This is a genomic window from Flavobacterium sp. T12S277 (genome assembly GCF_048514875.1).
Lineage (GTDB): Bacteria > Bacteroidota > Bacteroidia > Flavobacteriales > Flavobacteriaceae > Flavobacterium.
In genome coordinates this window covers 33934-57713 of the sequence record NZ_JBLYEG010000016.1, presented here as the reverse complement: position 1 = coordinate 57713, position 23780 = coordinate 33934, and the positions used below count along the sequence as shown (strand labels likewise).

The window sequence follows — 23780 nt, the reverse complement described above, 5'->3', positions numbered from 1 at the left end:
TCGGGTAATCCACAAAGGATTGTTTTTGTAAAACTTTATAAAGAGAGGAATTGTTAAAAGGATATAGAAAAGATAGCTGCCTATTTTTAAAAAAACATGGACATTCATGGGTAAAACAAAATAGGGAAGTTGATAGAAGTGATTAGGATTTAAGAGATATTTGGTTAACAAATATTGTTTTCTTTCAACATTAAGGAGATAGAAGGGGACCAGCTCCAGAAAATGTAATAATGCCGGTACAAAATGAAGATAATCTTTCTTGGTAATTTTTTTTGTCTTTTCGAGAATTGATTTTGTATACAAGTAAACAGTACATCCCGGAAGATAATGCAAGGGAAAACAGAAAACCCAAAGGTAAGCATGATTGAGCAGAGGGAACTTATCCTGAAAAAAAGTCCAAGGCGCAATAACCAGTATGCAAAAAATAAGACAAATTAGCATCAAAAATTTGTAGTAGACATGAAATTTGTTCTGAAAGAAAATAATTAGAAAACATATCGCACTTAAGAAACAAGCGAAATAGCATAAGTTTAATAGTATTGTGTTCATTTTTTGATTAATGATGTAACAATTAAAAACGAAAATATTTACATAATTCCGGATTTAATCGTTTGGTGGTTAGGGGTTTTTTATAGGTTTGTGGAACGTATTTTTTATGAACGGTTAATAGGAGTACTGTAATTTTGGCTATGAGTCAGGATTGAAAAGGCATTGAAAGGCTCCGTAGTTTTTTCCGGTATAAAATGGATACCATGAATTTTGGAAAAATGTTTTAATCCTTTTTTGTGGCTTACTAAAAAGGTGCGGTTGGGGTGGCGTTTTTTTTGGGTTGTTTGTCATGGTTTGATTTTGGTTTTTGGTTTAATACTTAGAATAAGTTTTATTTGAATAGGATAAACAACTTTTTTATCAGGGAGCAAACAATCAGATGTTTGGTGCCGAATGTTTTTGAAAGGGTGTATACCATATACTTTACTTTTGGTTATAGCTATAAAGTGAAATCAATTTGAAATAGTATGTAATTCCTGTTACTTATAGCCGTAGAACGTACTGTTTTGCAAGATGAAGAATTACTTATAAGAAAACTTTTCAATTTCATTTTATAAATTTTGAAGAATGTATGATGAGAAAATTTCCAGAGGAGTTTGAAATTCAGTAAAATAGTCTTTAAAACCAGAAAAGGAATCAGCTAATTTTGTGCTTTTTTTCCCGGTAATTCTAAAAACACCTCCTCTTTTATTGAATTTACTTCTTTTAAATTTGCGAATTTATCTTCGCTTCATAAGGCTTTGTCAGAATATATTTTCACTGCATAAAGTTTTGTCAGAATTTATCTTTTAAATAATTTATTCAAGTTTATTATAAATATTCTATGCAATTATAGGGTCAAATATATATGATTATTTTTATTAATTGCAAGTACTCAAATCAATATTATTTTAAGAAAAAGTTTCAATATTTAACCTGTGAAAGCCACTTTTATTGTGAAAATAGATGCTTTAATTCTTTATACAAGAACTTTGAACTTGAAGTGAAGCATCATATCTGAATTATTTAATGTTTAAAGAAAATGTTTGTAACTATCTGTAAAAGTGGTGAATAAATGCTGTTGTCTTTTTTTTACCTATTTCAAAACAGTCTCATTTTATAAACCGATACTACTCTGTTGCGAATAAAATGTTAAAAAAATTGGTCTGTCCTTAATTTTGGAATACAAAATTGCATTTGCCTAATTTTTTAAGTTGTGAATTTAAGAGCAGTGCAAAAGAAATTAAACTTCGAAATGACCATTTTATTTAAACAGATTTGATATATGAAAAACTTTACTCCAAAAAGCTTCAATTTTCTTAAGCCTGTCTTTTTACTTTTTATATTAGGCATTTCTTATCAACTGGAAGCACAGACTTGTGCCGGGCTTAATTCCATCTATCAAACCAGAGGAGGGACTGGAACTACAGTAAATTTATTTGAGTACAATTTACCATTACAGCGGTTCAATTCCGTAGGTATTTCTGTTACTACGGGAATTACGTCTGGTGCCGCCTCGGCTTATAATTCTAACACAGGGTATTTGTATATTAATGGTGATGGTACTGATCCATTACATGATGTTAGGGTTTTTGATCCGGCTAATGGCTTTGCCTATGTAGGAAAGATTAGCCTTAATTTAATGGGGACGCAAGATATTTATGCCAATATGTTTTCAAAAGGAGACTATATCTATTTCAGGGATGAGGCGAATAATATCTTAACAAGATTTAATGTCAATCATCCTTTTGTCGGTGGAGTTTTCAGCGTTAATGTTGAACAGATACCACTTACGAATAACATGGGAGGAGCCTATTCGGCCAATGATTATACGTATTATGACGGAAAATTTTATGGAATTGCAGGAAAAGGAACTAGTCCACGAACAGAGTGTTTTTTAATTATTATTGATGAAGTTGCTCAAACTCTTGAGAGCAGAGTATTGAAGCTGACAGATTCTAATGTTTCCCATAGGTTTGGGAATACCATTGGAAATGATTTTGGTGCAGTTTGGATTGATTCCAAAGGTGTCATGATGTTTTTTAATAATGATACGGGAAATGTTTACTTGCTTAAAGATGTAGATCTTCCGGGATCAACTAATATTAGCTGGGTTCTTCCATCCAATACCTCGTCTGATAATGATGGATTTGGATGTGAAAGTATCGATTTGTTCACGCCTATTATAGCCATAGGAGGTACTTGTTCTCTGCCTGGTACAGCGACTATAACGAACTACCTGAATAATGTAAGTGAATATGAATATAGATTTTATGAATATCCTGGCGGAACTCCAGTTAGCGGTGTAACCATCTCATCGACGGGAGTAATAAGCGGGTTAAATTACAATCAGGCTTATACTGCAGCTTTATATATTATTGGGGCAGATTATACTTCGAGCCCGTCGGAAGTTTTTACAATTCCAAGTATTACAGGACCAACTGCCGATGCAGGTTCCGATTTTACTAAAAACTGTACGATAAATGTTGTGGGGAAACAAATTGGAATGGTAGCAGAGCCAGGAGTTACTTATTCCTGGTCACCAACAACGGGATTAGATTTTAATAGTCCGTATTCCAGTTCCAATCCATTTGCGAATCCATCGGTAACAACAACTTATGAGTTAACGACTACGAAATCAGGTTGTTCTAAAACGGATACGGTAATTGTCACAGTAGATACAACTCCACCGGCAACTCCGATAGTAACCGTAGTAAACAATTGTGGTAGTTCTGTACTATCTACGACGGCTCCGGGTACATTGTTGTGGAGCAATGGGCAAACTGGTTCTAGCATTACAGTGACTGATTCAGCAACTTATACCGTAACGACAACAGCTGCTAATGGTTGTGTGAGTGCAGCTGGAAGCGGTATTTCGGCACCAAACGCAAACCCTGCAGCACCAACGGCCAGTGTAACTGTACAACCTGACTGTTTAACTCCAACGGGAACTATCGTAGTTACTGCTCCGGCTCCTGCGGCTAGTGTGACGTATACTGTAACGGGTACCAGTCCGGTGAGACCTGCGGTGTCGCAGTCTACGACTACCTTTGCCAATTTGGCTCCTGGTACTTATGCCGTAACGACTACCAATACTACTACAGGCTGTATTTCATTGCCAACTAATTTAACCATCAATGCCGTTCCGGGTAACCCTGCAGCACCAACGGCCAGTGTAACGGTTCAACCTGATTGTTTAACTCCAACGGGTACCATCGTAGTTACTGCTCCGGCTCCTGCGGCTAATGTAACGTATACCGTAACAGGTACCAGTCCGGTAACTCCTGCAGTAACGCAGTCTACGACTACCTTTGCCAATTTGGCTCCGGGTACTTACGCTGTAACGACAACCAATACCACCACAGGCTGTGTTTCGTTACCAACGAATCTAACCATCAATGCCATTCCGGGTAACCCGGCAGCACCAACGGCCAGTGTAACCGTACAACCTGACTGTTTAACTCCAACAGGCACCATCGTAGTTACCGCTCCGGCTCCTGCAGCCAATGTAACGTATACCGTAACAGGTACTAGTCCGGTGAGACCTGCGGTGACACAGTCTACGACTACCTTTGCCAATCTGGCTCCGGGTACTTATGCTGTAACAACGACCAATACCACTACAGGCTGTGTTTCCTTACCAACTAATTTAATCATCAATGCTGTTCCGGGTAATCCGGCAGCGCCAACAGCTAGTGTAACCGTTCAACCAGACTGTTTAACTCCAACAGGAACCATCGTAGTTACTGCTCCGGCTCCTGCAGCCAATGTAACGTATACCGTAACAGGTACCAGTCCGGTAACTCCTGCGGTAACACAGTCTACGACTACCTTTGCCAATCTGGCTCCGGGTACTTATGCCGTAACAACAACCAATACCACCACAGGCTGTGTTTCATTGCCTACGAATTTAACCATCAATGCCGTTCCGACTAACCCTGCAGCACCAACGGCCAGTGTAACGGTTCAACCTGATTGTCAAACTCCGACAGGAACCATCGTAGTTACCGCTCCAGCTCCTGCGGCTAATGTAACGTACACCGTAACGGGTACCAGTCCGGTGAGACCTGCAGTGACGCAGTCGGGTACTAGCTTCGCTAATCTGGCTCCGGGTACTTATGCCGTAACGACTACCAATACCACCACAGACTGTGTTTCCTTGCCTACAAATCTGATCATTAATGCCGTTCCAGTTCCACCAGTAGCGCCAACCGCAAGTGTAACGGCTCAGCCAGACTGTTTAACCCCTACGGGTACCATAGTAGTTACAGCACCGGCTCCTGCAGCCAATGTAACGTACACCGTAACGGGTACCAGTCCGGTGAGACCTGCGGTAACGCAGTCGGGTACTAGCTTCGCTAATCTGGCTCCGGGTACTTATGCCGTAACAACAACCAATACCTCTACAGGCTGTGTTTCGTTACCAACCAATTTAACCATCAATGCCGTTCCAGTTCCACCAGTAACGCCAGTGGTAAGTGTTGTTGATAATTGTGATGGTACATCTATTTTGTCAACTACAGCTTCAGGTTCTTTATTGTGGAGCAATGGAGCGACAACATCAAGTATCACGGTATCTATAGCTGGGACGTATAGCGTTACTGCTACTGTTAACGGTTGCACAAGTCTTGCTGGTTCGGGAGTGGCAGCACCAAGAATAACGCCAAGAGCTTTTGAGATAACACGTATACAACCAAACTGTACAAGTACAAGTGGAACTATTACAATAAAAATTCAAAATGCAGGCGATACTTATAGTTTTGATAACGGTAATACTTTTAGCGCAAATAACGTTAAAGGAGGACTTGCAGCAGGGACTTATCTTGTGATTGTAAGAAGTGTTCTGGGGTGTCAATCAGAAGCAGTACCCATTACGATAAGTAACAGTGAATGCCCGGGTATTGCTATCATAAAAAAATCACAATTTGTAGATGAAAATCAGGACGGATATGTACAAGTTGGGGAAACTATCAGATATAGTTTTGAAGTTAAAAATACAGGTAACACACCTTTAACCAATGTAATGGTAACGGATAATTTATTGGGATTAGTTTTGTCCGGAAATCCTATTAATTTGGCGATTGGCGAAATAAACACTACAAATTTTAGCGGTGTTTATCGCATTACTCAGGCCGATATTGATTTTGGATCAGTTGTTAATCAGGCTATGGCAGAAGGAACTACTCCTACTAATACTAAAGTTAGTGATCTTTCTGATGATAACAGTTTCTTAGAAAATGACCCTACTATTCTCGACATACAAGACTGCAATGTTGAAGTATTCAACGCCGTTTCTCCAAATTCAGATGGAATTAATGATGAGTTTCTCATTAAAGGTTTAACATGTTACCAGAATAATACAGTTGAAATTTATAACCGTTGGGGAGTTAAAATATTTGAGACAACTAATTATGGTTCTAATGAGAATCTTTTTAGAGGTTATTCAGATGGTAGAACAACAATTTCCAGAAATGAGAAATTACCGGATGGAACTTATTTCTATATTATAAAGTATGTTGATAACGCTTCTAAAATGCATAATAAGTCTGGTTATTTATATTTAAACAACTAGTTCAGGTTAATTTTCTTTCCCTACTTATTAATTTAAAATATACGAAAATGAAGATTAAAATAATAGTTTTAGCGCTTATATCCTTTGCCGGTTATGCTCAACAAGATGCTCAGTTCACACAATATATGTACAACACCATAAGTATTAATCCGGCCTATGCGGGGTCCCGTGGAGCCTTAAGTATTTTCGGACTGTACCGCACCCAGTGGATTGGACTTGATGGAGCTCCGGAAACAAGTAGTTTTTCGGTTAATACACCAATAAATGGCAGTAACTTAGGAGTAGGAGTTTCCTTTGTAAGTGATAAGATTGGTCCCACAAATGAAAATGCGATATCAACGGATATATCTTACACTATCCGCACATCAGTAAATTTTAAGCTCTCGTTTGGTATCAAAGGAACAGCCAATTTGTTTAATCTGGATGTTAACCGATTGCATCCTGCCAATCAGGGAGATCCAAAATTTCAAAATTTAACCAATAAATTTTATCCAAATGTAGGAGCGGGGGTTTACTGGCATTCCGATAAAGCTTATGTCGGTTTATCTGTGCCCGGATTTATTGAAACCAATCGATATGATGATAACGATGTAGCGATTTATAAAGATAAAATGAATTATTATTTAATGGCTGGTTATGTATTTGATTTAGACCATTATCAATACTTAAAGTTTAAACCCGCCGTACTGACTAAAGTAGTAGAAGGTGCCCCTCTGCAAGTAGATGTTTCTGCCAATTTTATGTTTATGGATAAGTTTGTAGCCGGAGTGGCTTACAGATGGAGTGCCGCAATGAGTGCCATGGTGGGCTTTCAAATTAGTGATGGAATGTATATTGGCTATGGTTATGATTACGAAACCACCAACTTAAACAATTACAACTCAGGATCACATGAAATCTTTCTGCGTTACGAATTTTTGAGAAAGAATGATAGAATAACGACACCGAGATTCTTTTAATGCTTTAACTTCAAAGGCTTTACAGAAAGAAAAAATATAGCATTTAAATATTAGTGGTACTTCAAAAAGTAGGGAATATTCATTTAAAAACGATATTATGAAAAATCATTCACTCCTTTATTATACAACAATAGTTAGTATGTTTTCATTCAATTGTTTTGCGCAAAATGCCAGTAATCTTTATTTGAACCAAAAGAAAATTGGAGATTCAAAAACGAATGTCCTGGCCATGACGGACAAAAATTATCCGGGGAAAAAGGTTGCATATTATCACGTTGAAGAAATCATTAATGTGAAATTTGGAGGACATAAAACGACATACGATGTAACGGATCCTGAATTAATAAACACAAGCAATCTTGGACCTAACAACACTCGGGTTATAACGCCAAAGTTTGCCAATGCAGAAAATAATACTTTAAAATTAAAAGCTGCCAAATCAAGGGTAATCGAAGATTCATCTGCTATTGCAACAACGGAGATTAAGAAAAAGAAAAATGTTTCTGTTTATATCGATGTGATAAAAACATATGAAAGAATGTATGATAAAGGTTACAGATCGGTGGATATGCTGAAAAAAACAGGAAATGCTTATTTCTTTAATGGAGACATGGATAGCGCTGCCAAAAGCTATGCAGATTTGTTCAAAATGACTTCTGACTTAGAGCCTGAATATTATTATCGCTTTTCACTTTCATTACGATCAATTGGAGAAAACGATAAAGCAAATGAAATGCTTAAAAAATTTAATGAATTATCCGGAAATACTGCCAGAGAGTAAGTCAGATTGAACAATAGAGACTACTCATAAATATTACCCTAAAAAATAGTAAAACATGAAAAAAATTATACTCTTTTGCCTCACAATACTATGTTTTTTGCCATCAAACACTTATTCGCAACAGAAGAAAGTAATCGCTGCGGATAAAAAATACAATAGCTATGCTTATATCGATGCCATTAAAACATATGAACGTTTAGCTGAAAAAGGATACAGCTCTGAGGACATGCTTAAGAAACTGGGGAACTCCTTGTATTTCAATTCAGAATTTGAAAAAGCTGCAAAATGGTATGGTAAATTATTTGCCATGAATTTGGAAATAGAACCGGAATACTACTATCGTTATGCACAATCATTAAAATCTACCGGTGATGTGGTCAAAGCCAATCAGATGCTTGATTTGTTCAATCAAAAAGCAGGAAATGACAGACGAGGTAAACTTTATAAAGAGGATAAGAATTATATTGATGAAATTAAAGCCAATATAGGCATCTATAAAATTAATGACCCCGGAATAAACAGTAAATACTCTGATTACGGGACTGCATTTTATAAAAACAAGATTGTTTTTACTTCGGCAAGAGATACCGGTAGTTTGGGACAACGCAAACACAAATGGACCAATGAAAGTTTTACTAATCTGTACGAATCGGATATAGATCAGGATTTTAAAGCGGAGAAGCCAAAAAAGATTCAGTCCAAAATAAATTCGAAGTATCACGAATCTACACCAGTGTTTACAAAAGATGGAAAAACAGTTTATTTTACACGAAACAACTACATTAATGATAAAAAAGGAAAAGATGGAACTAACACGACCTTAATTAAAATATATAAGGCCACATTTGAAAATGGAGATTGGGTAAACATCACAGAACTCCCATTCGACAGTAATGACTATAGTACAGCACATCCCGCATTGAGTCCTGATGAGAAAACATTATACTTTGCATCAGATATGCCCGGAACATTTGGACAATCGGATATTTTTAAAGTTAGCATCAATAGCAATGGTGGATTCGGTACTCCGGTTAATCTGGGAAAAAGTATCAATACGGAGGGAAAAGAAACATTCCCTTATATTACAGATGAAAATGAAATCTATTTTGCTTCAGACGGACATCCCGGCCTGGGAGGGTTGGATGTTTTTAGTGGAAAAATCAATGAAACGGGTGTAAGTGATATTCAAAACATTGGTGCTGATATCAATTCCGTGCGAGATGATTTTGCTTTTATAATCGACACCAAATCTCAAAGAGGTTTTTTCTCCTCCAATAGAGAAGGAGGGAGGGGCTCGGATGATATTTATGAATTTTTGAGAACAAAAAAGGTAACTTGTACTCAGGAATTGTACGGTATAATAACCGATGTTGGAACCGGTGAAATTTTACCGAATACAAAATTAACCTTATTTGATAGTCAGTTTAATGTTGTAGGAACAACTTACTCAGATGAATCCGGCAATTATACTTTCTCTGTCGAATGTATGAAAATATACCATGTAAGAGCTGAAAAAGAGAAATATTTGACTAAAGAATTAAGCGTTACGGTATCAAATGAAACAGGGAAAACAAACTTGCCAATTACCCTTGAAAAATTAGGATGTACGGTAACAATTGGGGATGATTTAGCGAAGTGTTTTGGTATAAAAATGATCTACTTTGCCTTAGATAAATCAGACATTAGAGCAGAGGCAGTCCTGGATCTTGAGAAAATTCTAGATGTTCTAAAGCAGTATCCGGAAATGAAACTGGATATACGTTCCCATACCGATAGCCGTCAGACTCACAAATATAACGAGGGATTATCTGATAGAAGGGCGAAATCGACTATTAAGTGGTTAGTTCAAAATGGAATAAATCCGAACAGATTAGGAGGCAAAGGATATGGAGAAACGCAACTGATAAACGGATGTTCTGATGGTGTAAAATGTACAGAAGAAGAGCATCAGGCTAATAGACGCAGCGAATTTATCATTGTTGCTTTATAATTTACCAGAAGAGTAATCAAAAAAAATATAATTATATAGAAACATTTATTTGGAAGATTATGTTTTTATGGACAAGTAGCTGCCTCAAATTTGAGACAGCTACTTTTTTTTATAATAGTTTGCTTTTGATTAGCAGCTTAATCTTCACTCACAGCCACAAACCATTGACTAAAGAGTTGGACATCTATATCCGAAACAGCTCTAATTTTGACATGGCGCATCGTTTTTCCGGTACCCTCCAAAATCCCATTAAGGTCATTGAGTCTTTCAATATTTCTGCTAAAACCAAGATTGACATGATTCTTGTTGGTCTGTAGGTAAGCAAAGTCTTTAGTTGACTTAAAAACGGGTCTACTCCACTTGTATTCCTCAACTACACCATCAACACTCTGATGTATAAGGGAACGAATCAGTTCCATGATGTTTTTCTGCACCTCGGGTGCACCATTGATATATTCGGTAATCTCTTCGTTCATGTCTTAAATAAATGTATTGGGATGCAAACATAAAAAAATTAAGGGAGACACAAAAAAATAGCAAACGGCTCTCTTAAAAGGAGTAGAGGTGGAGTAGTGTGTATCTTGAAAACGTATAGAGGTCTAAAGTAAAAAAACCTGCGAAATAAAAAAAACGACGCAGAATACCTTCCACGTCGTTCCATTCATTTCTATTTAATTGATTTAGATACCTTCCACCATCAAACGAGTGTCTGGTAAATTTTTCAATGGCTGTATTTTAACCTCTGGTTCTGCCATTCTCGAAATTGCATTTAATGCAGCTGCAATGGCGCCTTCTTGCCAACCAGGAAGGGAGGAAATTTGATCACCAACAATAAAAAAGTTAGCATTGCTCGCATTTTTTGTTATCGGATCTATAATTCCAGATCCTTGTGCAATAGCGTTAAATTGTTTCGTTGAGTAGTTCGCATCTCCAACGGCTTGCCAATATGCCCAGCCACCCTTGATATTTGGCATATTTTGCCAAGCTATGGCAACGCCTTCTTCCAAGCCTTCGGCAAATTTCGTACCGAATTTACTGGCATCATTTCGTGCTTTGGTAAGTCGCTCTTCAACGGGTAATTTTCCCCAATCGTGTGCTACTTTATCAAAATTATAAGCGCCTGTGAGCACGCCTTTTTCGTCTTGATACGCCGTAGATGGATACCAAATTTGTTGAATTTCATTGTCTGTCCAAGAGATTCCTCCAAAAATAGGTACAACTCCCACTTCGGATTTTTCAACTGCCATTGTCTTAAGATTTATTGGGCTTCCTTGCCATAAGGATCGATTTGCCTGCCAACCCACTTTGGAGGTACAGGCTAAAAAACGCGGAACGTATCCGTCTTCTCGCGGTGTATAACCTGGAGCTTGTGTTGGTTCAAATTGTGCCACAAAAACAGCTTCTAGTGCATCTTTAAATTCAGGTTCAAGTCCCGATTTTAGGAGATCAGTATCTAGAATGTTTTTCAAAAAAGGCATCGCAAGGTTGCAAACACAATAATCAGCTTCGTAATAGATCGGTTCTTCTGTTCCAACTTGTCCAACCGAAATGATGTACTTCTCTTTAGTTGAGTCCCATTTTATTTTTTTTACAGGACTATTCAAAAGAATGTTTCCTCCCAAAGCTGCCACTTGTTGAGCAAAAGCGTGTTGCACCTGATCCATTCCTCCAACGGGTTGAAATAAAGTAGGTTGCCAAAGAAAATCTGTAGGTTGATAGAATTTCGTGCCTTCCCAAAATTTTGATTCGAGCAATGTATCAAAACTCAAAACATCGGCTACAATTCCAGCCGCAACACCAGGTAAAACTTCATATCCAGCGCGTGTTTTTCCATCCTCGAAGCCAGGTGATCCAGCCGTTGCGCTATAGGTTCCATCTACATCAAGCTCTCCGAAACTGATCATCAAACTTTGTAATTCTTCAACGCGTGTTTTAAGATTACTGTCACTAATTCCCACTTTTGAATTGCGAAGTAATTCTTCCGCATTTTTGTATACCATTTGCGCCAACCAACCTCTTGTATTATGATCCAAACGACGGTAAACCATAGGTTCACCTCCAAAACTTTCGTTCTTTTGAACCAAATTAGATTCAGAGTTCATCACATATATTTCAACGTCTACCGAAAAACGTTTTAAGTAAGAAAGGAGTCGTTTGTGACTGCTTGGAATACGACCAGGACCTGCATTAAGATAAGGTTCTGAGTCTCCCACTGGGCGTTTAAATCGAACAACTTGTGGTTTTCCAGGTTTTGAATCGAACAAATCACTGTTTGCATCTTCGATGAGTGTATCCCCTGTGCGTAAGCTCATGCAACGTCCTCCCGTTTTATGAGATGCTTCCAGAATGGTTACTTTTGCACCAGACTCTTGAGCGAGTAGTTCATACGCGGTGGTAAGTCCAGCAACACCAGACCCGATGATTATAACCTCCTTTCCTTCTAGTTGATTTGGACTAAGTTTAATCGCTTGATTGGTGATCTTGTTTTGCATTTTTGTTGCTTCAGCCAATGCGGCGAATGCAATTGATCTCGGATTGTTTTTTAAAAATTCCTGACGACTTTTGTACTGTCCCATTTTGTATAAATTTTATGTTAAAAAATAAAAATTTTTGATTTCTATGGTATTCGTATTTTCTTTGGGTTAATCTCGAAAACGCTTTCTAACTCTAGATTTTATTTTCTGAAATGAAAGTAATGATTGAAAATAAAAAAAATGAAAAAGATGTCGTTAATGAAGATTTTTCTGTCGTGAATGGATGTTTTTTTGTTGTGAATAAAAATGATTTATTCCAATAAGATAAATTACTTAGGGTTATTGTATGAATGCGGTTTTATAAAGAAGATTGAAATATAAAAAAGTAAAGCCTACAATTATTTTGTAAGCCTTTTACTTTTTTTTAATTAGAATTAAAAAGATTTCCAGAAGCTTTTGCTAATTGAATCTGCTTCTAAGTAATATCAGGTTCTGTCGCATCTAAAGCTAAGTTTTGCCGCAATTTTGCCACAAAACTTTTGAGTGTTTTTACAAAGTTTGAAAACTGTCTTAAAAGCAAAAAACCTGCAAATCTTAAGACTTGCAGGTTTTACCATGTTTTCTTAGGTCATAAAAAAAAAGTCCTGAAATGTTTCAGGACTTTTTTTAGTGGGGAGAGCAGGATTCGAACCTTAAGTCCGGAACCCTTGCCTATACTGCATTTCTATTTTTTTAGAAACTGTGTTGCCACGATGTTGCCATAAAACTCAAATTACCAGTTTTCTGAATATTATTCAGGTAATTTAACGGTTTAACTTGTTTAAAATGAATGTTATAATTCTTAATGTTTTGAATAGCAAAGATACAAATTTTTTATAATACTCCATTAGAAATCATTCTGGTATAAAAATTTGAATTGGAAATTTTAATTTTATCAAGGTAGATAGTCTTAACTATTTGTGGCAAATTTGGAGGTAACTCCATAATCCGTTTCCCAGACTAACTTACCTTTTTCAGTATAAGCCTGTACAGGACGACCAATATAATCATTAATGATAGAGGACTTTTCATCTCCTATAATCTTAGCACTTGGTACAAAAGAACCTCCTTCATACACCCAAGTAATTAAATTGTAAATTGGTTCAGACTTGTCGTAAACTAAGTCATCCTCAGTAGCAACTAATTTAGGACGATCTTTTAAATCGTATTTCCACATTTGCGTAGCGTTTGTAAAGTACACTTCGTAGAGCGGGGATCTGTATTGCAAAGTACTCGGACGAGATGGATGGCTACCTTTTTAATTTTTGAATTCTATATTTTTATATTATCTCTCTAATTTCCATTAAAATGTTTCCGAGCAAGTTGAGGCCTCTCCATTTTGAATTATCGAATCTTTCTAGATCATTTGTAGAAAAACCAATACCCCATATTAGATCAACTGGGCTTGTTTCTGCTAAGATCATTTTTTTAGTTTCTTTTAGTAAAAAATTTAATTCTTTATTTTGAGTAAATTTTTTCAAATTTCCAATTCGTACAATTTCCTCTCTTTTCTTAATCCATATATCTTCTTTGAAACCGTTCACTTGTCTTCCTAATTTTCGTTGACGACTTTGATTAGGTTCTTTAATGATTTCATTCATTTTTTCATAATCATTAAATAATTTGGCTTTCGAATACATCATCCATTGTTCAGCTGAATTGAAATTCAAATCATCTATTACAAAAGTAGAATTGTACCATTGAGATAAAGGATTATTGTATCCATAGAAAAAATAATATTTAAAAAAAAGACGTTTTTCATAAATTATTCTTATTTTTTTTAGCTCATTTATTTTGTTTAAAATTAATTTTTTATAATCTTCATTATTGAGGTCTATTAGATTGTTTTGTGTAAAAATAGGATTTGATAAAATTCCAATAATTCTATTTATGGTGTTTGTAAAAAAGTAATCAAACTCTTTTGGAATTTCATTTTCTTTTTTACAAATCTCAAAAAATGACATCAAAATATTAAAAAGTTTATTGTAACTCTCTTCATTCCATTCGGCATTAATTCTTAAACAGAATTCTAATTCAATATCGCTATCATTATATTCTAAATATTCATTTAAGTAATCTATTTGCATGGGGTATATCTTTTAACAATTGCATTTTTACTAATTTCTCCCTCAACTAAAAGTTCGTTAGCATTTTTTGCAAATTTATTTACTTTTCTTAACTCTTCTGTTGGGTTTTTACTGACATCTCCTAAATGATTTTTTCTTCCTTCTGGTGTGTTTAAATCAACTTTATTGTTAGATACTTTATCTAAATCAATCTCAACAACATCAGTACCCGATTTTTTTGCCCATCTTTCGGCAAAACCACGATCCTTGGTTAATGAAATATATTGATCTTTATAGCCATCAGTTGATCCATTTAAAACGTGATCATATGCACTTCTCGTTGCTGTAGGATCCTTGGGAATAATATTTCCTCCAGAATCTAAGCTACCCATGTCATTTGGACTTAATGCTCTAAACCATATGTCTTCCCAACCAAAAATATCAACATATTGGTTACAATCTTTGACAAATGAATATAAATTTAATCCACCCCAATACTTTATCGGATCCTGACTAATATATATTCCAGTATCAGGAGAGTAATACCTAAACCTGTTGTGATACAATCCTGTCTCTAAATCTTCGTATTGCCCCAACTGTCTAAAAGGAATAAAATCTCGATCGCCTTTCAGATTGCGTAAATCTCCATAAATATCATAATCAGTCTCCCAAACGAGCTCACCTGCTTCTGAATAAGCTTGAATAGGACGACCAATATAATCGTTGATGATCGAGAACTTTTCTTCTCCAATAATCTTGGCACTTGGTACAAAACTTCCTTCTTGATATATCCAAGTTATCAGGTTTTCAACAGGTTCGGGTTTATCGAAGACCAAATCATCCTCAGTGGCGATTAATTTAGGACGATCTTTTAAATCGTATTTCCATTCGTGAATAAGAACGTTTCCATCCCAAACATAGCGATTTATTTTTTGGCTTGCAATTTTTGCGGTACGTCGGCCCAGGGCATCGTACTCAAAATGTACTGTTTTCCCATCGGGGTTGGTAATGCTCTCGAGCATGCCATTGGCCAGCCAGCTGTAGGTGGTATCTCCGTCCTGCCATTGCTCATGTTCCTGCTGTAATCTGGTTTCTTCGGTTTTGTTGCCCGCCAGTTTGTCGATCCAGTTGGTTGGTTCTTCGAATTTTAATTCTTCGTTGATGTTTCTGGAACTTTTGTGTATCAGGTTCCCCAGTTCGTCGTATTTGTAATGGTACTTTTCGTCCTGTAACAGTTTACCGCCTTTACCATATTTACGATCGCTGCGATCCGGAGTTTTGTAAAGATTCCCTACTGCATCCGGGGTTTTGTAAAGCTGTCCTTTACCATCGTAATCGGCTTTGGCCAAAATACCAAAATCATCATAGTCAAAGTAGGTGATATTGGAAGTCATTTGATTTACCGCGCTCCGCAATTGCTGATTAGTATCCCAGTTGTAATAACGTGATCCAGTGCGTTTGCCATTGGCAAATACTTCCTGTTCTTTTTGTTTTCCGTTGTTGTTGTAACTGGTTTTAATGTGCAAACCTCCCGTAGCAAAGCGCTCTATCTCTCTTCCCAGCTCATCACGTTTCAAAGTGGTTTCCCACTTCTGATGCTTCTCCTTGAGCTCGTTACTTTGGGCTTCGACACGCTCGAGCTGCCCATTTGAGTTATACTGTGTATTGATCTCTGCTCCCAGAGAACTATTTATGCCTATGCGCTGCCCCTGTTTGTTATAGGTGGCGGTAAGCGTGATTGCATTATCCTTTTTATCGAGCTGCTGTTGCTGGGTTTCTTTTACGATACGCCCCATTTCATCTCGTTCAAAACAAATACTTACGTTTTGATTGACGGCTTCTATGAGCAATCCATTTTTATTGTAGCTGTAGGTTTCCCAGGTACCGTCGTGGTAGTCGGCTCTGGTGATGCGTCCCAATGCATCCTGCTCGTACTCAGTAAATTTTCCATTGCCATGATCTATTCTGGTCACTTCTCCTGCGAGATTACGCTGGTATTTTTTGACCATACCGTCAAAGGCAGTTTCTTTTATAATATCTCCGGCTTTGTTACGGGTAAAATAGTAGACTTCGTTGTCTTCGTTTTTGATGGCTTGCAACTGTTCCATCTTGTCGTAATCAAAACGAACTTTCACGCCATTTTGCTCGCGTGTGGCAAGGCTTCCTAGTGGGGTATAACTAAACTTAATCTTGTTTTTATTGTCTTTTAGAGCTATGACTTCGTCATAATTGTTGTAGGTAAACTGTATGACATTGCTGTCTTTTTCTACAATTTGTCTTACCCGGTCCAGTGCATCGTAGCTGAAATAATCGGCCATTTGCATCGGGGTGTAGATCGCTTGTACGCGCCCGCGATGGTCGTACTCCCATGATTTTAGTTTTTGGTTATTCTCACGCCATTCTATCAGATTGTATTGATCATTATAAATGAGTTCGAGTTTGTTGTTGTTTTTGGTCACTGTCGCCAATAGTCCATTATCGTGATAACTAAAGTGGGTGGTGGTTTTATCGGGAGCAATAATCGTTTTAAGCTGATCCTCTCTATCTTCTTTGTACAAATAAACGGTTTTATTCCCTTCGGGATCTATGGCTATCGACGGGCGGTTTTCCTCATCGTAAATCATGATTTCTTCGGTACCATCCGGGTAAACCGTGCCGGTTTTGTTTCCTCTGTCATCGTAGTTAAAGCCTAATACACGTCCTTCGGGATCAATCTCGCGATAGAGTTCCATAAACTCCGTATAATCGTAAAAGGTACTGTTGCCCATTGGGTCTTTTACTTGTGTAATCAGCTGGCTTGGTTCGTAATAATAAGTGGTTACAGCTAGGTTGGAGTCTGTTATCAGATTATAACCTTCCTCGGGGTGGTATTCCATCCAGCCTTCCTGCCAGCCGCCGTCACCCCAGGTGTGTATACAGCGGTTTTGGGTGTCATATTCCCAGTAAAAAGCTTGTCCGTTACGGTCGGTTTTTTTAACCATTAAATGATTTTCATATTCAATGGCTGTCGGTTTTTGCAGTGCATCAATAATAGCACTTATGTTACCTTCGGGATCGTACTCATACGCTACTAAAAGTTCGTCCTGTTCCGGTCCGACAAGCTCCAGCTTTTGAATAAATCCGTCCTTGGTGCTTACTTTGATCACTCTGCCTGCAGCATCGATGATTTTTTTCAAACGGTTTGCTGTAAATTCGAAAATTAAGCAAAGTCCGTTTGGATTGCTAATTTTTGTAAGCTGGTATTTTTTGCTATCAAAATGGGTAAACTCATAAAAGAGTTTACTTTGATGATTGTAAGCCTGATAACCATCCTGAGTTCTTTTGAGGGTAGTTTTTTCTTCACGTAAGTAAAACTCTTCTTCAGGTAGCAGTATTGGAAAAGCAACAAGTCGTCCGTCATCCATGCGAAGTCCTAAGGCATCGTCCTCGGTGTATAATTCTACCGCTCTGTCGTATACACTATGTGTTCCATGACCGAGCCATCCCACATAAGGAGAATCTGAATACCAACTGCGTTTCCAATGTAAGGGAATTGGACTTGCCAGATCAAAATCACTGCCTTCATAAATCACCGCGCCATTGACCACATTTACCGGGTCATTAACACATTTTCGGAGTCCATCTTTAAGCCCTTTAGGAGTTTTCGATCCTTTAAGGTTAATCTTTTTAACAAGTCCCCTAACTTTTTTCATTAAGGTACTAAAACCAATACTAGCTAATAAGCCTGTAAGGACTCCTCCCCAATCGGGAGGATAGGGCCCACCAACCATTACGGGTTTCCCCGTTGGGATAGGCAATGAAAATGAGGTTGGGGCAAAAAGGGTTGGGGCAAACGGTAACATTTTCTTTCCCACTTTGGTTTTTCCTAAAGACATTGAGAGCGGAATCCCAATATCATTGCAGGTCATCAGCATATGTCCTTTGGGGCTCATTCGGGTACCGTCTGAGAATACAGTTTTAGAAGCAAAAAAGTTCATGCTTTCATGGCCAATAATAGGAGTCATCAGCCAGGGTGGTGTAAAAAGAGGAATGTGCATCAGTGGAATTATAATACCGCTAGTATCGGAGTTTCCACGTTTAAAACCATTTACATGCACAGTGGCACCTAAAAACGGAATATAATCAAAAGGATCAATGACAATACCTATGTAAGGATGAAACGGATTAAAAGGAGGTAAGGTGGTAAAATGGATGTCTATCCCTACCACAATGGTTAAATGGTTATCGGTTAATAACATAGCTAATTTAGATGTTGTTTAAGTGCTATTCCTTTGGCTATTTGCTATTGGATTGCTACTACTTTAAAAATAATTAACATCCTATATGGCCATAGCTTCTATTATGAACATATTATTTTTACTTTATTTCTTGTAGGAAGAAGAGGGGTTTTGAAATACAGTTATGAACGAAAATACAACAGTAATTTGAATAAGCAAATTAATTTGTAAGATTTATTAGAGAAAAAGCAATTATCTTGTATTGTGTATTGTTTTCAGATAAAACTTACATATTGTTGTTAGCTATTGTTTTTCAGACTAACTTAATAGTAGATATCGGGATATGCAAAAAGAAAAAATGACTAAGTTGAAGGGGGAAATTAAAGGTTCTGTCGCATCTATGATTAAGTTTTATCTTTGGTTTTTCAAAACTAATAAAAAATGAATACCAAAGGTCATTGTTATTCAAAATACGTAATCCTGCAGGCAGTGTATTTTAAATTACGATTTACACTTAGCTATCGTGACGTTGAAGAAATAATGAAAATTAGGGGTGTGATTGTTGATCATGCCACGATCCAACACTGGGTTTATAAGTTTATGCCTTTCATTGAGGCAGAGATGAAGAATAGAAAAGCCAGAGTGGGGAAGAGTTGGAGAATGGATGAGACGTATATTAAAGTAAAAGGAATTTGGTGTTATTTATATAGGGCAGTAGATAAATCAGGCAATACGGTTGACTTCCTTCTGACCAGAAAAAGACAAAGAATGAGCGCTCAGTCTTTTCTAATTAAAGCAATTATTAATAACTACCGGCCAAGAGTAATAAATATTGATAAAAGCGGTTCTAATACCGCAGCAATTAAAGTTTATAACAGGCGTTCTTTCTCAAAGATTAAAATTCGGCAGTGTAAATATCTCAACAATATTGCCGAACAGGACCATCGGTTCATCAAGTGGCGCATCCAAAACGGATTAGGTTTTAAAAGTTTTGAATCGGCCAAACGGACGTTAAGCGGAATTGAAGTAGTGCATATGCTTAGAAAGAATCAAATGGTTGGACCGGGGATATCGATGTTTAAATCATTCTGTAAATTGGCGGGTTAACTTATAAATTACTTAAATTTTTATATTTGATTCTGACAGATGCGACAGAACCTAATAAAGCGACATAAATGTTTTTTGACAGTAATTCAACAATATTTTTGGGATTATTGAGCGTATAAATGTCTTAAAATTACTTTTTCAGGAAGACTTTTGATGCAAAAAGGATGTCTTCCTTATCGTCGATGATTAAAATTGAAGCATTCTTTTTTTATATTTTTGTTCGGTTTTGGACAAAAGCTGTCCAAAAATGAACACTTTCAATTTTTTAGAAAAAATAAAAAAGTAAAAATAAGGCAGTTGCAGTTTTTAAATTTTTGGCACGAAAATCACATTAAGATTAACAAATCGCCAAAGATGAGAATCATTATTGCTCGTAAAAGTAATAACAATAGAAAATTATCGATTATATTGTCATTATCTTAATTTCAATTTGTTTCTATTACATCAGCAATAAAAAATTTAAAAACAGTAACTCGTTGCGTGTAATTCGTATATAATATTTAACATATAGAAACATAGTTTTTTGTTTGTCTAAATAGAAGATTGAAAGAAACTTATTTCTAACACATAGATGCTATGTGTATTTAAAAAAGTGAAATGCTTGTTTTGAGTTTACAAAATCTATGTTTCTATGTGTTAATATAATTATGCCCAGCAAATTAAAAGTATCAATCTTAAAACAACAATTATGATCAACGTTACAAAACTATCAAAAATTTTTAAAAGTGAAGAAATAGAAACAAATGCATTGAGCGAAATTTCATTAAACATCAATCAGGGCGATTTTGTTTCGATTATGGGACCATCCGGAAGCGGAAAATCGACTTTGTTAAATATCATTGGTTTATTAGACAGTGCTTCTGGAGGAAGTTATCAATTGTTAGGTCAGGAAATGATTGGCACTAAAGAAAAAGCAAAATCAAAAGCCAGAAAAGAAAACATCGGTTTCATCTTTCAAAATTTTAATCTAATTGATGAATTATCGGTTTTTGATAATATCGAATTGCCTCTTATTTACAACGACGTTCCAGCATCTGAAAGAAAGAAAAAAGTAAACGAAATCGCCAATAAATTAGGCATTTCACATCGTTTGAAACATTATCCGCAACAACTTTCGGGAGGCCAGCAACAACGTGTGGCCGTGGCAAGAGCGTTAATCAATGATCCGAAAATTATTGTGGCCGACGAACCAACAGGAAATCTGGACAGTAAAAACAGAAATGAAGTAATGGAATTGCTAACAGATTTGCACGCCAACGGAGCGACAATATTGATGGTTACGCACTCTGATTACGATGCTTCTTTCTCCCAAAAAACCATTTTGATGAAAGACGGAGTTATTCTTTCAGAAAAAGTGAATAATAGAAATATCGATGTTTTTGCTGCCACTCTAAACAACTAAATAAATGGTTAGGGAATTTTGCATACGGAATTACAATTTCTCGTTATCCGTTTTATAGGATTTAGTGCTTTACTGTTTTTAGTACTTTTAGTTGTACTAACTAGAGCGTATCAGGCAACAAAAGTGATGTCTTACAATGCCTAAAATTACGAATAACTGGAAAAAAATTATTGCTTTTCAAATTAACTTCAATTAAAATTATGATACTTAATTATATCAACATATTTATTTACCAATTAAAGCACAACAAGCTTTTCTCTTTCCTGAATATTCTCGGATTGTCCATAGGAATTGCTGGGCTAATTTTTGCACTGCTTTACTGGAACGACGAACAAAGTTACAATGTCTGGAACCCTGAAAAAAAGAATGTTTATCAGGTTTTGGTTCAACTAAGCGATACGCCCGCCGGGTCAGATTGCGCCTTATTCCTGAAACCGGCTTTAGACGAAGATCCAAATATCGAATCTACACTATATGCTGACAACTGGTATCAAAAGGATAAAATTATTTACAAGGGAAAAAAGGAATTTGTAGATAAAATTATCAGTGTCGAACAAAATTTCTTTTCTTTTTTTCCTTTCAAAATTATTCAGGGCGATGCAATTTCAGCCATAAAAGATGATTCAAGCATTGCTATTTCAGATATTACGGCTGAAAGGATTTTTGGAAATGAAAACCCCATTGGAAAACAAATAAAATGTTTTGACCAGCTTTTTTCGGTTCGTGCTGTGTATCATATCCCCGGAAATTCTTCGATTGCGCCAAATGCCATCATCAATAAAATGAAGGAACTAACAACTTCGGGGAAGCCAAATCCGTTTATTTTAAAGTTATTATTAAAAGTAAAAGACCCGTCAAAAGTTGATCTTACAAGACAGAAGCTCGAAAGACTTTACAACCACGATTTTATTATGCTACTTTCCAAAGAAGCAGGTTTTACACCTGAAGTTATGGCTAAAAAAGTAGGCCATTTTACGGTTGTTCTTGAACCTTTGTCAAAAGCCAGATTACATTCGATAACAGATGGTTATCCTGAAACGCGGGGAAATTATCAGTTTTTAATGATCATGATGGGCTTGTCTTTTTTAATTCTCATTTTGTCGATTGTTAATTACATCAATCTCGCAACTGCAAATGCCGTAAAGCGGGCGAAAGAAGTTGGAGTACGTAAAATTTCGGGTGCATCAAAAGGAGATATTGTTAGTCAGTTTCTTTTTGAAACGTTTTTAACCACGAGTTTTTCTATTTTACTGGCCTTAGTAATTGTAGAACTAACTTTGCCATATTACAACAACTTTTTAAACAAAAACCTTGTACTTCTTGCCAGCCAGTTTTGCATACAATTGATATTGATTTTTATCATTACAATTTTGACTGCAGGATTATTTCCAGCCATTTATATATCCAATTTCGAAACTTTTAAAGTTTTGAAAGGAAATTACGGAAGAAGCAAAAACGGTATCTGGCTGCGCAACGGAATGCTTATTTTTCAGTTTGCCATTGCTGCCTTTTTTATTATTGGCTCCAATATCGTCTACCAGCAAATTAAATTTTTACAAAATAAAGATCTAGGTTTTAAAGGTGATCAGGTAATTTCAGTTTCTTTAAATTTTCCATCAATTGATTACCATGGAGAAAATGCAACCCAAAAGATTTACAACAAATACAACATCATAAAACAGCGGCTCAGTACAATTAAAGGCGTTGAACAAATATCCACTGGCCTTATTGCGTTTGACGGTTTAGACAATTCTATATCGGGGGTTTTATACAATAATGAACTTTTTAAAGAACGTATTATTCCATTAGATTTTGGCATGTTTGAAATGTTGAACATCAAAATAATTAAGGGCAGAAATTTTGATAGAAAACTGGCTTCAGACACTATAAATTCTGTGATCATAAACGAAAGCGCATTAAAATTAATGAATCTTAAAGATCCTATTGGCAAGGAACTTATAATTCGAGATCAAAAAATAAAAATAATTGGTGTTATACAGGATTTCAACTTATTAAGCCCTGAATTAAAAGTGCCGCCAATTGCTTTTTATAATATCAAAATGTTTGGTATGACACAGAACATTAACAAAGTTTATGTAAAACTAAAACGGGACGATCTGGAAAATACGATTGCCAATATCGAAAAATTGTGGTCGAAAGTCGATACCGAATATCCCTTTCAATATGATTTTGTTGATAAAGAATACGCAAGAACCTATGAATCGTATGTGAAGCAAAAAAACTTGTTTTCACTACTTAACATTGTAGTAATTCTAATTGCGCTTTTTGGTTTGTTCGCACTGGCTTCTTACTCCATACAAAGACGAATGAAAGAAATCGCAATCAGAAAAACACTCGGCGCTGAAACGAATGTTTTACTAAAAGAATTATCCAAACAATATATTTTGTATTGCATCATTGGCTTTATAATAGCCTTGTTTCCGGTTTATTATTTACTGAACAAATGGCTGGAGAATTTTGCTTTTAGAATTGATATCAGCATCATTCCGTTTGTTCTAGGGTTTATTGTTTTATTGGTTTTGACTTTAATAATTGTTCTTTCAAGAGCTTATTCAGCTACAAAAACTGATGTTTTGCAGTATTTAAAATATGAATAAGAAAATCTTGTAAAGTAAAAAAACTCC

General features: G+C 36.2%; 12 protein-coding genes. 7 read left to right on the top strand and 5 right to left on the bottom strand.

Going from position 1 to position 23780, the window contains the following annotated elements:
* Window positions 1–1813 precede the first annotated feature (1813 nt).
* The 4 genes from ACN1CN_RS19610 to ACN1CN_RS19595 all read left to right on the top strand — a co-directional run bounded on the left by ACN1CN_RS19610 (window position 1814) and on the right by ACN1CN_RS19595 (window position 9830).
* Window positions 1814–6100 (top strand): gliding motility-associated C-terminal domain-containing protein, encoded by a 4287-nt coding sequence (locus tag ACN1CN_RS19610; protein WP_419136995.1) that lies wholly within the window; start codon window positions 1814–1816, stop codon window positions 6098–6100.
* A gap of 47 nt (window positions 6101–6147) precedes the next feature.
* Window positions 6148–7059 (top strand): type IX secretion system membrane protein PorP/SprF, encoded by a 912-nt coding sequence (locus ACN1CN_RS19605; protein ID WP_419136993.1) that lies wholly within the window; start codon window positions 6148–6150, stop codon window positions 7057–7059.
* 97 nt (window positions 7060–7156) lie between these two features.
* Window positions 7157–7840: a tetratricopeptide repeat protein gene (locus tag ACN1CN_RS19600; protein ID WP_419136991.1), complete on the top strand. Its 684-nt coding sequence runs from the start codon at window positions 7157–7159 to the stop codon at window positions 7838–7840.
* A 55-nt stretch (window positions 7841–7895) separates the two neighbouring features.
* Complete coding sequence (locus ACN1CN_RS19595) at window positions 7896–9830, top strand: OmpA family protein (protein WP_419136989.1); 1935 nt, start codon at window positions 7896–7898, stop codon at window positions 9828–9830.
* A 137-nt stretch (window positions 9831–9967) separates the two neighbouring features.
* Here ACN1CN_RS19595 and ACN1CN_RS19590 read toward each other — a convergent pair whose 3' ends face one another.
* The 5 genes from ACN1CN_RS19590 to ACN1CN_RS19570 form a co-directional block, all read right to left on the bottom strand.
* Window positions 9968–10306: a DUF1801 domain-containing protein gene (locus tag ACN1CN_RS19590; RefSeq protein WP_419136987.1), complete on the bottom strand. Its 339-nt coding sequence runs from the start codon at window positions 10304–10306 to the stop codon at window positions 9968–9970.
* 204 nt (window positions 10307–10510) lie between these two features.
* The gene (locus ACN1CN_RS19585) at window positions 10511–12406 is read right to left on the bottom strand and encodes an FAD-dependent oxidoreductase (protein ID WP_419136985.1); all 1896 of its coding nucleotides are present in this window, start codon (window positions 12404–12406) and stop codon (window positions 10511–10513) included.
* Window positions 12407–13253: 847 nt separating this feature from the next.
* Complete coding sequence (locus ACN1CN_RS19580) at window positions 13254–13520, bottom strand: hypothetical protein (RefSeq protein ID WP_419136983.1); 267 nt, start codon at window positions 13518–13520, stop codon at window positions 13254–13256.
* Between the two features lie 103 nt (window positions 13521–13623).
* Complete coding sequence (locus ACN1CN_RS19575; protein WP_419136981.1) at window positions 13624–14430, bottom strand: NADAR family protein; 807 nt, start codon at window positions 14428–14430, stop codon at window positions 13624–13626.
* On the bottom strand, window positions 14421–18647 hold the full coding sequence (locus tag ACN1CN_RS19570) for a DUF6531 domain-containing protein (protein ID WP_419136979.1): 4227 nt from the start codon (window positions 18645–18647) through the stop codon (window positions 14421–14423). Before ACN1CN_RS19570 ends, ACN1CN_RS19575 begins: the two co-directional genes overlap by 10 nt.
* A 420-nt stretch (window positions 18648–19067) precedes the next feature.
* On the opposite strand from ACN1CN_RS19570, the gene ACN1CN_RS19565 reads away from it, so the two are divergent.
* The 3 genes from ACN1CN_RS19565 (at window position 19068) to ACN1CN_RS19555 (ending at window position 23753) form a co-directional block, all read left to right on the top strand.
* Window positions 19068–19733, top strand: coding sequence for an IS6 family transposase (locus ACN1CN_RS19565; RefSeq protein WP_419136977.1), 666 nt, complete (start codon window positions 19068–19070; stop codon window positions 19731–19733).
* 688 nt (window positions 19734–20421) lie between these two features.
* Window positions 20422–21135, top strand: coding sequence for an ABC transporter ATP-binding protein (locus ACN1CN_RS19560; protein WP_419136975.1), 714 nt, complete (start codon window positions 20422–20424; stop codon window positions 21133–21135).
* Window positions 21136–21335: 200 nt separating this feature from the next.
* Window positions 21336–23753, top strand: coding sequence for an ABC transporter permease (locus tag ACN1CN_RS19555; RefSeq protein WP_419136973.1), 2418 nt, complete (start codon window positions 21336–21338; stop codon window positions 23751–23753).
* Window positions 23754–23780: the final 27 nt, after the last annotated feature.

Bases quoted from the DNA above. Each gene is read 5' to 3' on its own strand.
- ACN1CN_RS19570 (WP_419136979.1), bottom strand. From the start codon at position 18,647: ATGTTATTAACCGATAACCATTTAACCATTGTGGTAGGGATAGACATC.
- ACN1CN_RS19580 (WP_419136983.1), bottom strand. From the start codon at position 13,520: ATGTGGAAATACGATTTAAAAGATCGTCCTAAATTAGTTGCTACTGAG.
- ACN1CN_RS19600 (WP_419136991.1), top strand. From the start codon at position 7,157: ATGAAAAATCATTCACTCCTTTATTATACAACAATAGTTAGTATGTTT.
- ACN1CN_RS19565 (WP_419136977.1), top strand. From the start codon at position 19,068: ATGAATACCAAAGGTCATTGTTATTCAAAATACGTAATCCTGCAGGCA.
- ACN1CN_RS19595 (WP_419136989.1), top strand. From the start codon at position 7,896: ATGAAAAAAATTATACTCTTTTGCCTCACAATACTATGTTTTTTGCCA.
- ACN1CN_RS19555 (WP_419136973.1), top strand. From the start codon at position 21,336: ATGATACTTAATTATATCAACATATTTATTTACCAATTAAAGCACAAC.
- ACN1CN_RS19575 (WP_419136981.1), bottom strand. From the start codon at position 14,430: ATGCAAATAGATTACTTAAATGAATATTTAGAATATAATGATAGCGAT.
- ACN1CN_RS19585 (WP_419136985.1), bottom strand. From the start codon at position 12,406: ATGGGACAGTACAAAAGTCGTCAGGAATTTTTAAAAAACAATCCGAGA.
- ACN1CN_RS19560 (WP_419136975.1), top strand. From the start codon at position 20,422: ATGATCAACGTTACAAAACTATCAAAAATTTTTAAAAGTGAAGAAATA.
- ACN1CN_RS19610 (WP_419136995.1), top strand. From the start codon at position 1,814: ATGAAAAACTTTACTCCAAAAAGCTTCAATTTTCTTAAGCCTGTCTTT.
- ACN1CN_RS19590 (WP_419136987.1), bottom strand. From the start codon at position 10,306: ATGAACGAAGAGATTACCGAATATATCAATGGTGCACCCGAGGTGCAG.
- ACN1CN_RS19605 (WP_419136993.1), top strand. From the start codon at position 6,148: ATGAAGATTAAAATAATAGTTTTAGCGCTTATATCCTTTGCCGGTTAT.